This window comes from uncultured Hyphomicrobium sp. (genome assembly GCF_902826555.1).
Taxonomy (GTDB): Bacteria; Pseudomonadota; Alphaproteobacteria; order Rhizobiales; family Hyphomicrobiaceae; genus Hyphomicrobium_C.
Genome location: NZ_CADEFI010000033.1, coordinates 1 through 11404 on the forward strand (window position 1 = coordinate 1; position 11404 = coordinate 11404).

9 protein-coding genes and 1 pseudogene are annotated in these 11404 nt (G+C 66.0%); 5 read left to right on the forward strand and 5 right to left on the reverse strand.

The window, feature by feature from the left end; all coding sequences use genetic code 11:
* Nucleotides 1-394, forward strand: a pseudogene (locus QZV93_RS13250) (acetyl-coenzyme A synthetase); the annotation flags it as partial.
* Nucleotides 395-571: 177 nt separating this feature from the next.
* Here the strand turns inward: QZV93_RS13250 and QZV93_RS13255 are convergent.
* The gene (locus tag QZV93_RS13255) at nt 572-2644 is read right to left on the reverse strand and encodes a M3 family metallopeptidase (RefSeq protein ID WP_295559100.1); all 2073 of its coding nucleotides are present in this window, start codon (nt 2642-2644) and stop codon (nt 572-574) included.
* 580 nt (nt 2645-3224) lie between these two features.
* Here QZV93_RS13255 and QZV93_RS13260 point away from each other — a divergent pair.
* Nucleotides 3225-3623, forward strand: a complete 399-nt coding sequence (locus QZV93_RS13260) for a DUF2794 domain-containing protein (RefSeq protein ID WP_295559101.1) — start codon at nt 3225-3227, stop codon at nt 3621-3623.
* A gap of 106 nt (nt 3624-3729) precedes the next feature.
* Here the strand turns inward: QZV93_RS13260 and QZV93_RS13265 are convergent, their stop codons facing one another.
* From QZV93_RS13265 to QZV93_RS13275, 3 genes are all read right to left on the reverse strand, one after another.
* Nucleotides 3730-4503 (reverse strand): Bax inhibitor-1/YccA family protein, encoded by a 774-nt coding sequence (locus QZV93_RS13265; protein WP_295559102.1) that lies wholly within the window; start codon nt 4501-4503, stop codon nt 3730-3732.
* A gap of 223 nt (nt 4504-4726) precedes the next feature.
* Nucleotides 4727-7312, reverse strand: a complete 2586-nt coding sequence (locus tag QZV93_RS13270; RefSeq protein ID WP_295559103.1) for an FtsX-like permease family protein — start codon at nt 7310-7312, stop codon at nt 4727-4729.
* On the reverse strand, nt 7309-8004 hold the full coding sequence (locus tag QZV93_RS13275; RefSeq protein ID WP_295559104.1) for an ATP-binding cassette domain-containing protein: 696 nt from the start codon (nt 8002-8004) through the stop codon (nt 7309-7311). The genes QZV93_RS13270 and QZV93_RS13275 overlap by 4 nt, the downstream gene beginning before the upstream one ends.
* 121 nt (nt 8005-8125) lie before the next feature.
* Between QZV93_RS13275 and QZV93_RS13280 the strand changes: the two genes are divergently transcribed.
* The 3 genes from QZV93_RS13280 to QZV93_RS13290 all read left to right on the forward strand — a co-directional run bounded on the left by QZV93_RS13280 (nt 8126) and on the right by QZV93_RS13290 (nt 10856).
* Nucleotides 8126-8770, forward strand: a complete 645-nt coding sequence (locus tag QZV93_RS13280; protein ID WP_295559105.1) for an arylesterase — start codon at nt 8126-8128, stop codon at nt 8768-8770.
* A 17-nt stretch (nt 8771-8787) separates the two neighbouring features.
* Nucleotides 8788-9351: an RNA 2',3'-cyclic phosphodiesterase gene (thpR, locus tag QZV93_RS13285; RefSeq protein WP_295559106.1), complete on the forward strand. Its 564-nt coding sequence runs from the start codon at nt 8788-8790 to the stop codon at nt 9349-9351.
* A gap of 125 nt (nt 9352-9476) precedes the next feature.
* Nucleotides 9477-10856, forward strand: coding sequence for an MFS transporter (locus QZV93_RS13290; protein WP_295559107.1), 1380 nt, complete (start codon nt 9477-9479; stop codon nt 10854-10856).
* Nucleotides 10857-10866: 10 nt separating this feature from the next.
* On the opposite strand, the gene QZV93_RS13295 is transcribed toward QZV93_RS13290, so the two are convergent.
* A partial coding sequence (locus QZV93_RS13295) for a GNAT family N-acetyltransferase (protein ID WP_295559108.1) occupies nt 10867-11404 on the reverse strand: 538 nt, incomplete at its 5' end.

The window sequence follows — 11404 nt, forward strand, 5'->3', positions numbered from 1 at the left end:
CGTCTCGGGGCACCGCATGGGCACTGCCGAGGTGGAGAGCGCGCTGGTCGCCCATCCCAAGGTCTCGGAAGCGGCCGTGGTCGGCTATCCGCACGACATCAAGGGGCAGGGCATCTACTGCTATGTGACGTTAAACGCGGGCGAGGTTGCTTCCGACGAGCTGCGCAAGGAGCTGGTCGCGCACGTGCGCCGCGAGATCGGGCCGATCGCCTCGCCGGACGTCGTGCAGTTCGCGCCCGGGCTGCCGAAGACGCGGAGCGGAAAGATCATGCGGCGCATCCTGCGCAAGATCGCCGAGGACGAGTTCGGCAGCCTCGGCGATACGTCGACGCTCGCGGATCCAACAGTGGTCGACGACCTGATCTCGAACCGCCAGAACAGGAAGGCGGGTTAGCTCTCGGGCGGGAGCGCCTACAGAAAGGCTTCCGTCCTCCCATGCGTAAACATGGGTCCTAGGCACAAGGCCTAGGATGACAGTGAAGAATGAAACTACCGCGTGGGTTCGGCCTGCGCGCATCCGAAAACGCAAAGGTCGCCCTCCACGGGCGGCCTTTTTCGTCCGAGCGCTCGATCAGACGAGGCCGCGCTTCTTGAGGAGGCCGTCGATCTCGGGCGGGCGGCCGCGGAAGGCGACATAGGCATCGAGCGCGTCCTGTTTGTTGCCGGCCGAATAGATGAAGGTCTTGAGCTTGCCCGCCGTCTTCTTGTCGAACACGTTGCCGGTCTCGACGAAGGCCTGGAACGCATCGGCGTCCATCACCTCCGACCACAGGTAGCTGTAGTAGCCCGCCGCATATCCACCGATGATGTGCTGGAAGTGCGGGATGCGGTGGCGCGGCGTGATCTCGGCCGGCATGCCGATGCGAGCGAGAATCTCGCTCTCGAAAGCATCGACATCGAGGCCCTTGGCGTCGGCGAGCGAATGCAGCTCGAGGTCGAGCAAGGTCGAGGCCGTGTACTCGACCGTCTGGAAGCCCTGGTTGAAGGTGCGCGCCGCTTCGAGCTGGGCGAGCAGCCGTTCCGGCATAGGCTTTTTCGTGCCGGCCTGGAGCGCGAAACGCTTCAAGACCTCCGGCCGCGAGAGCCAGTGCTCGTAGAGCTGCGAAGGCAGCTCTACGAAGTCCTGCAGGACGTTGGTCATCGCCAGCGAGGGATAAGTCACGTCCGAGAGCAGGCCGTGCAGGCCATGACCCAGCTCGTGGAACAGCGTGCGCGCGTCGTCGAAGGAGAGCAGCGTCGGCGTACCCGGCGCGCCACGTGCCACGCTCATGACATTGACGACGATGGGACGCACGTTGCCGGTGAGCTTCTGTTGCGTGCGATAGGAGGACATCCAGGCGCCTGAGCGCTTCGAGGGGCGCGCATAGTAATCGGTGTAGAAGAGGCCAACGTGCTCGCCGGCCTTGGTCTTCACCTCCCAGGCGCGGACGTCGGGATGATAAACCGGCACGTCCTTGCGCTCCTCGAAGAGGATGCCGAACAGCTTGCCCGCGGTGTCGAAGGCCGCCTCCAGCACGTTCTCGAGCACGAGATAGGAGCGCACCTCCGCCTCGTCGAGGTCATAGCGCGCCTTGCGCTCCTTCTCGGCGTAGTAGCGCCAATCCCAAGCGGCGATCTTGAAGTTCCCGCCTTCGGCGCGGGCGCGCTTCTCCAGGGCCTCACGCTCGCCGCGCGCACGGCGCAGGGCGGCCGGCCAAACCTTATCGAGGAGCTTCCTTACCTCGGCCGGTGTCTTGGCCATGGTGTCTTCGAGCGCGTAGGCGGCGAAGCTCTCGAACCCCAGGAGACGCGCGAGCTCGGCCCGGAGCCCCATCATCTCGACGACGATCTTGCGGTTGTCGGTCGCGCCGCCGTTTTCGCCGCGCTTGATCCAGGCGCGCCAGGCTTCCTCGCGCAGGTCGCGGCGGGCGGAGAACTGCAGGAACGGCTCGACGCTGGAGCGGGCGAGGGTGATGGCGTGCTTGCCGGGCTTGCCCAGCTCGGCTGAGGCCTGGGCCGCCGACGCGCGAAACGACTCGGGGAGGCCCGCGAGATCGCGCTCGCCATCCAGGACCATGTGCCAGGCCTGCTCGTCGGCGAGCACATTCTGCGTGAAAGCTGTGCCGAGCGTCGCAAGCGCGGTGTTGATTTCGGCAATGCGCTTGCGCTTCTTGGCATCGAGCGTGGCACCGGCGCGGACGAAGCCCTTATACGTACGCTCGAGGAGGCGCAGGGCCTCGGCGTCGAGGTCAAGCTCGGCGCGGCGCTCGTAGAGGTCGGCGATGCGCAGGAACAGCCGGCGGTTGAGGAGCATGGCGCTCTGATGCTTGGCGAGCTTCGGGGCCATGTCGCGCTCGACGGCCTGCAGCGCCTCATTGGTGTCGGCACTCGTCAGATTGAAGAAAACGTCGGCGACCTTGGAGAGCAGCGCGCCACTCTTCTCAAGCGCGACAATGGTGTTGGCAAAGGACGGCTTTTGCTCGCGCGCGGCGATGCCGGCAATCTCCTGCTTGTGCTCCTTGAGGGCGAGGGTAAAGGCCGGCTTGTAGTGGCGCGGCTCGATGGCAGCGAAGGGCGGCGCCTTGAAAGGCGTGCGCCAAGGCGCGAGAAGCGGGTTCTTCGGGCTCTTGGTCGTCTGGCTCGTCTTGCTAGCCTTCTTTGCCATCGTTCGTCCTTTCGAAGTGCGCCCGGGGTCGAAATCGATAGCGGAAGACGCGCGCAAAGACAAAGGGCCAGCTCGCACCGGCCCTTTGCCTTCTTGATGAAACCGATGATGCCGCTTCGCACAGACCGGCCCGGAGCGATCACGGTTTCGGACGAGGAGCAAGATTGGAGACGTGGGCCCGCCCGGTGCCGCCCCCTGACCAGACTGGGGGCTCGGGTTTCCGGTCAGCGACGGCGGCCGAACGGGTGATCCACGCCTGCTAGCCTCCGCCTGCACTTGGGCCGCGCAAGGGCCGCACGGCGACGCCAATCCGGCGGCACGAAGGATTTTCTGTGCCGGACAAACGCGGTGATGGGGGAGAGATTGAGGCCCGGTCCAGGGAGATTGGCCTCGGATGGGGGCTTGGGGCATTGATCCGAAGCTGGGGATGGACCGGGCCAGGCGCTGTTTCTTGCATCATACGGGGCAATGGGGCTTGCCCGAGGACGCTTTGTGGCGGCCATGTGAAATCTTGGAAGGGACTGCTTGAAAAATTGCGAGTCCGGCGCGATCATGATGCGGCGATAGCAGGGAGGCGCGCTTGAGCGAATCCGACCCCATACGTTTCCGCCCGCGTGAGTCGGGCGGCTCTTCACGCACCCAGACGCAGCTCAGCCCCGCATCCGCTCCATCCCGTATCGGCTCGCCCGTCGTCGCGTTCAATCGCGACGAGCTCGATGCCATTCTTGCCGTCTACGCGCGCAAGGTGGCGGCCGGCGAGTGGCGCGACTACGCGCTGCAGATGGGGCGCGAGAAGGCGGTGTTCGCCATCTTCCAGCGGACCTCGGAGTATCCGCTGTTCCGCGTCGAGAAATGTCCGCGGCTCGCACGCCGTCAAGGCGCCTACAGCGTGGTGCTCCGGAGCGGGGCGATCCTCAAGCGCGGTCATGATCTCGCGCGCGTGCTCCTGGCCTGCGAGAGCGTAAAGTTCAGCCACTGAGGTTGGCGCACCGCTTGCTCCCAGCCCGGCGCACGTGATCCGAAAAGATAAAGGGCCCCGCACGAAGCGGGGCCCTTCGATTATCGAGCCGGTCTCGGGTCTCGTCCTACTCGCGGTCGCCGAGCAGCGACAGCAGGTTGACGAAGAGGCCGACGAAGTCCTGGTAGAGCGAGAGAGCGCCCAGGATCGAAGCCTTGGCGGTTGCCTCGGCGCTGCCGGCCACCTCGTAGTAGACGTCCTTGATGCGCTGCGTGTCGTAGGCGGTGAAACCAGCGAACACGAGGACGCCGATGACCGAGATGGCGAAGTTCATGGCGCTCGACTGCGTGAACAGGTTCACGAGGCTGGCGATGATGACGCCGATGAGGCCCATGAACAGGAACGAGCCCCAGCCCGAGATGTCACGCTTGGTCGTGTAGCCCCAAACGCTCAAGCTCGCGAACGTCGCCGCCGTGATGAAGAACACGTTGGCGATCGAGGTGCCGGTGAAGACCAGCAGCAGCGAGGAGAGCGACGCGCCGACGAGGGCGGAGTAGACCCAGAACGAGGTCTGGGCGGCACTGACGCTCATCGTGGCCGCCTTGAACGCGAAGAAGAACACGAACGCGATGGGAGCCAGGAACAGAACCCATTTGAGCGGGCTCGTGTAGAGTGCGACGCCGAAGCTGGTCAGCATCTTGCCGTTGGGAAGCGTCGCCGCGGCGGAGGCCGCGTCATTCGTCACGGCCATCGAGAAGATCAAGTAGGCGACGATGCCGGTCAGCGCGACGCCAGCCGCCATGTAGTTGTAAACGCCCAGCATGTATGCGCGCAGACCTTCGTCGACGTCGGCGCGGCCAACGGTCGTCGCTTGCGGATATCTGCTGTCAAACTGTGCCATCGTGTTCGAGTCCCCTTAAAGACCTCTAGCGCAAAACGAAATTTGCCATCGGCATATTGGAAAGGTGCGGCTCCCATTCAAGAGAGTGCTTCTCCGCAACGCCGAGTTCTTGGGCTTGTATATAGGGTAATTCGGTCAAAATGTTAATGCGGGCAGTCCCGTAAAACGGCGCCAAATACTGAGGGGTGGCTACGTATGCAGCAATCTATCGTTTATTTAATCTTTATTCGGACCTGAGGATTGCCGCGGGCTTCGCGCGCAACACGGCCCAAGTTCCCAGCGAACCGAACGCCAGGACAAGCCCGATCGCCAGCACCAGAGCGCGCCCCACCGCAGCGGCGCTGAACGTGAAGGGAATTTTCATCACCTCGGAGACGCCGATCCAGGCGGCGAACGTGCCGAGCACGGCAGCGAACAGCCCGGCGACGACAGCCAGAAGCAGGTATTCGAGCACGTGCGAGGTGAGAACACGCCGGCGCGTGGCTCCCAACACCTTCAAGACGACGGCTTCCAGGATGCGACGACGCTGCGCGGTGGCGAGCGCACCCGCCAGCACCAGAGCCCCGGCGATCAGCGTCACGCCGCCGGCAACGCGCACCGCCACCATGACCTTGGACAGGATGGCGTTGACGGCCTCGAGCGCATCCTTGACGCGGATCACGGTGACGGAGGGAAACGCCTTGCCGATGGCGCGGCCGAGGTTGGCCTCCGTCTCGAGCGGGGTGTCATCCGGCAGGCTGACCGTCGCCAACAGATTGTGCGGTGCGCCCTTCAGCGCATTGGACGAGAACACCATGACGAAGTTCAGCGTCAGGCTTTCCCATTTCACCTCACGCAGATTGGCAATGCGCGCCGTGAGATTGCGGCCGAGCACGTTGACGGTGACGGAATCGCCAATCTGCAAGCCGAGGTGGCCGGCGAGGTCACGCTCGAAGGAGACCAACGGCTCGCCGGAATAGTCTACCGGCCACCATTCGCCTTCAACCAGCGTCGAGCCCTCGGGCAGGGTATCGGAATAAGTGAGACCGCGGTCGCCATTCAGCACCCACTGGGCCTCGGGCGGCGGCTTGAACTCCTCGGCCTTGCGACCCTTCATCTCGACGAGGCGGCCGCGCAGCATCGGCGCCTCGACGACGTGCGCGCCGGGCGCTTCCTTCTCGACAATGCCGATGAGGCGCTCGGCGTCGGCTTTCGGCACGTCGAGCAGAAAATGGCTTGGGGCCTTCTGCGGCAGGCGGCTCGTCAACTCCTCGATCAGCGATGCGTCCGCGAGGGCGACGGCAACGAGCAGCGAGAGCCCGGCGCCGAGCGAGACCACGACCGAGCGCGTCAATCCGCCGGGCGCACCCAGGTTGCCGATGGCAAGCGCCAGCTCCGGCCACTTGGGACGCGCGACGCGACGCGCCAGCATGGTGACCAGATTGCCGAGACCGGCAAAAACGAGAAACACGAGGATCAGTCCAGCGCAGAAGTAGAAGGCGATGCGGGCGGATTCCGCCATGGTCAGCACGAAGCCCAAAAGCGTGGCGGCGATGAGCGCGGTCATGATGACGATGCCGCGGCGCGGCCAGACACGCTCGGGCGCGACCTCGTCGCGGAACAGAACGGAGGGCTTGATCAGCTCGGCGCGACCGAGCGGCCAGAGCGTGAAAAGCAGCGCTACGAGAATGCCGTAAGCGGCGCTGGCGAAGATGCTCGCGGGGGAATAGGCAAGCTCGGCCTTGATCGGGAGCTGATCGCCGTAGGCAGAGATCAGGAAGTAAGGGGCGCTGAGGCCGATCGCGAGCCCCACGACGACGCCGATGACCGCAATGGCGAGAACCTGAACGAGAAAGATCAGCAGCACGGTGCGGCTGGTGGCGCCGACGGTCTTCATGGTGGCGATGACGTTGCGGCGGCGCTCGATGAAGGTCGAGACGGCGCTGGCGATCCCGACACCGCCGACCAGCAGGGCAGCGAGACCGAGGAAGGTCAGGAACTGGCGCAGGCGATCGAGGGTGCGCGTGACCTGCGGCGACGGATTGCGCTTGTCGGACACGACGAAGCCCGACTCGGCGAGGTCGGCCTTGGCTTTGGCGCGAAAGGCGGTGAGATCGGCCGGACGGCCGTCGTCGCCGGGCGCGAGTTTCACGGCGTAACGAAAGCGCACGAGCGTGCCCGGCTGCACGAGGCCTGTCTTCGCCAACGTCTCTCGCGAGACGAAGACGCGCGGTCCATAGGTCAAGCGGTCGGCGACGGCATCGGGTTCGGTCTCGAGCGTCGCCAAGACGGTCGCCTCGGTGTCACCGATGCGCACCCTGTCGCCGAGCTGCAAGCCGAGCTGGCTCAAGAGCACGGGATCGACGACGGCGCTGTCGGGCGCCGACATGGCGTCGGCGAAGGGCTTGCCCTCGACCTCCACCGTACCGGCGAGAGGATAGGCGCCGTCCACCGCCTTCACCTCGATCAGCGCCTGCTGCTCGCCGTCGAGACGGCGCGCCATGGTGCGGAGCGTCGCCGATTCGCTCACCGTGCCGCGTGCTTCGAGCCACTTGCGCTCGGCGTCGGTGGCACGCGCGTGCATGCGCGAGAATGTGGCGTCGCCGCCCAGGATGATCTCGCCCTGGGTCTCGAAGCCGGCACGAATGGCATCCGACAAGGTGCTGACGGTGGCGATAACGGCGACGCCGAGCGCGACGCAGGCCATGAAGATGTAAAAGCCAGAGAGGCCGGCGCGCAGCTCGCGCAGCGCGATGCCAAAAAGGCGCGAGGGGGCAAGGCCCGCGCGAGGGCGCGACACGGCGCCAGCCACATCGGCGGCGGTGCTCATGCGGCCACCACGGTCTGCTCGTCGGCGACGATCTTGCCGTCCGCCATGCGGATGGTGCGCTCGCACTGCTTGGCGAGGCGCTCGTCATGCGTGACGAGCACGAGGGTGGCGTCGCTTTTCCGCTTCAGGCCGAACAGGAGGTCCACGACTTGACGGCCGGTTTTGCCGTCCAGGTTGCCGGTGGGCTCGTCGGCGAGAAGCAGCTTGGGCTGAGGTCCAAGCGCGCGGGCGAGTGCCACGCGCTGCTGCTCGCCGCCCGAAAGCTGGGCCGGGAAATGATCCATGCGAAGGCCAAGACCCACATCCGTAAGCAGGCTCCGGGCGCGCTCGCGCGCATCCACCTGACCCGAAAACTCGAGCGGCAAGGCCACGTTCTCGAGCGCCGTCATGGTGGGAATGAGGTGGAACGACTGGAAGACGATACCGATGTCCGCGCCGCGCGCCAGCGCCATACGATCCTCGTCGAGGGCATTGAAATCGCGGCCGACAACGTGCACATCCCCACTGGTGGCTCGCTCCAAGCCGGCGAGGATCATGAGAAGCGACGTCTTTCCCGATCCCGAGGGCCCGACGATGGCGAGCGACTGGCCGTGCTCCACCTCCAATGTGATGCCCTTCAGGATCTCGACCAGGCCGGCCCGGCTTTCGAGGTTGAGCCGGACGTCGTCGAGGCGGATGATCGGCTGGGGCACGTGTCAGGGCTCCATCAGGAAGCGTGCTCGGGAATCGGCAGGCGCGACTGTCGCTGTGCGGTGAGGAAAAATGAAGGCAAAGCAAAGCGCTTCGACCTTCCGAGGTCAAATGGTGAGATTGATGGCAATCGTCAACCTCTGTCTCGCGGCCGTCACGGGCGCGGCCCATGCCGGCGATGAGGCGCCGATCCGCATGGTGGCGTTCGGCGACAGCCTGACGGCGGGCTACATGCTGGCGCCATCCGAGGCCTTTCCGGTGCAGCTCGCGGAAGCCCTCAAAGCCAAGGGCGTCGCGGTCGAGATGGCAAATGCGGGCGTTTCGGGCGATACGACGGCAGCCGGCCTCGAGCGTTTCGACTGGGCGATCCCCGAGGGGACCGAGGCCGTCGTCCTGGAGCTCGGCGCGAACGATGCGCTGCGCGGCATCGATCCCGACGAGACACGCAAAAACCTCGACGCAATTCTCGCCAAGCTCGGAGAGCGGAAGATCGCCGTCCTGCTCGCCGGCATGGCCGCCCCCAAGAACTGGGGCCGGGAGTACGAGGCGAAGTTCTCAACCATCTACACGGATCTTTCGGCCAAGCACGGCGCGCTGCTCTATCCGTTTTTCCTCGAAGGCGTGGCGCTCGACGCCAAGCTCAATCTGCAGGACGGCTTGCATCCGACGGCGGCTGGCGTCGGTGTCATCGTGCAGGGTATCCTGCCGAAGGTCGAAGAGCTGATCGGGCGCGTGCGCGAGCGACGCGCGACGATCTCCAAATCCTGATCGCGGACGATTGCGTCATGCCCCGCCTCTTTACCGGCCTTACACTGCCACTGGATCTGGCGGACGAGCTTTCGGAGTTCGCGATGCCGCTCGCAGGCGCGCGCTGGATCGAACCCGAGGACATGCATCTGACGCTGCGCTTTGCCGGCGACATCGACAACCCGACAGCCGACGAGTTCCACGCCGCACTATCGTCCATCGACGAGCCCGCGTTCACGCTCACGCTTTCGGGCTTTGGCGCGTTCGGCGGGCAGCAGCCGCGCTCGCTGTGGGCAGGCGTAGCGGGGAACCCCTGGCTCGATGCGCTGGCGCGCGCCAACGAACGGGCGGCGCGGAGCGCGGGCCTCAAGCCGGAGAAGCACGCTTTCAAGCCGCACGTGACGCTGGCCAGGCTCAAGGGAACCCGGCCTGAGTCCGTCGCGCGCGTGCTGGAGCAGCTCGGCGGCTTCACCAGCCGGCCGTTCCAGGTCGAGAGCTTCGTGCTTTTCTCGTCGCGGCCCAAGGTGGGCGGCGGGCCTTACGTGGTCGAGGACACGTTCGCGCTCCGAGGGGCGGACTATGCCGGCCATTGGGCGGGCTAGAGGCGTCGCGTTCTCCCGATACCTGGCAAAACAACGGGGTCTGAGCACCGGCTCGCCTAAAAGCGCGCGCTTCGTGTCCGGCTGGGCTATAGAACTGACACGGGAATTGATGGGGGGACGAAACCGTGCAGGACGCTGCCACCGACACTGGGCCTCGCGTGGCCGCGCCGCGGCGTGCGCTCGCCTCCTGGGTGATGTTCGATTGGGCAGCGCAGCCCTACTACACGCTTGTCGTGACCTTCCTGTTCGCGCCCTATTTCGCCAATGCGGTGGCGGCGAACCCGGCACAGGGTCAGGCCCTGTGGGGCTATGCCGCCGCTGCTGCGGGCGTCATCATCGCGATCGGCAGCCCCTTCCTCGGTGCGGTCGCCGACGGACGGGGCCGGCGCAAGCCCTGGATGGCCCTGTTCTCGGTGCTGTTCGTTGCCGGTCTCGCAACGCTGTGGCTGGCAGTCCCGGGCGCGAGCACGACCACCGTCGCGCTCGTCCTCATCGCCTTCGTGCTGGCGACGGCCATGGCCGAATTCACGACCGTGTTCACGAACTCGATCATGCCGAGCCTGGTGCCGCACGATCAGCTCGGGCGGCTCTCGGGCACCGGCTGGGCCGTGGGGTATGCCGGAGGCCTCGTAAGCCTCGCGCTGGTGGCGGGTCTCATCGTGCCCGACCCGGTGACGGGAAAAACTCTTCTGGGACTGGATCCGCTGTTGCCGCTCGACACGGCCACGCGCGAGGGCGACCGGCTCGTCGGGCCGTTCGCGGCCATCTGGTACGCGCTGTTCATGATTCCCTTCTTCCTGTTCGTGCCGGACCCGAAGCGGCCGGCCGGCGCGGCAAGCGACCGGCCAGCTCTCGCGGAGCTGTGGGAGACGATCCGCTCGCTGCCGTCCAACCGCGACATGCTGCTGTTTCTCGTCGCGCGCATGATCTATTCGGACGGCCTGTCGGCGATCTTCGCCTTCGGCGGCATCTACGGTGCGGCCGTGTTCGGCTGGGGCGCCCTCGAGCTTGGACTGTTCGGCATCGTGCTGACGATCGCCGGCGTGTTCGGCGCCCTGATCGGCGGCGTGCTCGACGACCGCGTCGGATCGAAGACCGTGATCATCCTGTCGCTGCTGCTGCTGCTCGTCGGTGCATTGGGCATTCTTTCGGTCGATGCCGGTCACGTGCTGTTCGTGAGCGAGGTGGCGCCGAAAGTTACGGGCTCCGAGCCGTTCTCGTCGGCGGGCGAGCGCGTGTTTCTCGCCTTCGCGGTGCTGGTCGGACTGGTTGCGGCGCCGGTGCAAGCGGCGAGCCGCGCCTTGCTCGCTCGCCTCGCGCCGCGCGAGAAGATGACGCAGTACTTCGGCCTGTTCGCGTTCTCGGGGAAGGTGACTGCGTTCATGGCACCGCTTCTCGTCGCGGTGGTCACGCAAGCGACGGACAGCCAGCGCATCGGCATGGCCTCGATCGCGGTGTTTCTCGTCGTCGGCTTGATCCTGATGATCCCAGTGCGGGCGCGCTGAGCGTGCTCGATTACTGCGCCTCGCGCCGGGAGACCATGAACCAGGCGGGTCCGGTGGTGGGGTCGTGCCAAACGCTCTGCCAGCGGAAGCCCGCCTTCTCGTAGGCGCGCACGGCGCGCTCGTTCCTCACCGATGGAAAGATGCAGACCGCAACCGCGAGCGTGGTGGCGAATACCTCGTCGCGCAGCAGCTTGAGCGCCGCCTGCCCAACGCCCTTGCCGCGGCTCTCCTCCGAAGCGACAAAGAGATCGAGGTCCCAAGTGCCGGGCTCGAGATCGTCCGGCAGGTTGGCACCCCAAAGGGTGGCATCGACGGCATGGGCGTAGCCTACGGGCTCGCCGTCCGCCTCGATGATACGGCAGATCGCGTGCTCGGCGCCGAGCGCCATGTTGACCTCGGCCTCGGTCGCGGCCACCGGTCCCCACCACTCCTGGATGTCAGGCCGCGCAAGCCAACGGCGGATGAGCCCGAAGTCGGCGCGCGTGGCCGTTCGCAGCGCGATGCGCGGGGAGTCCGCCGGCTCCATTGGGCGTCCTGTATCCTGGGTT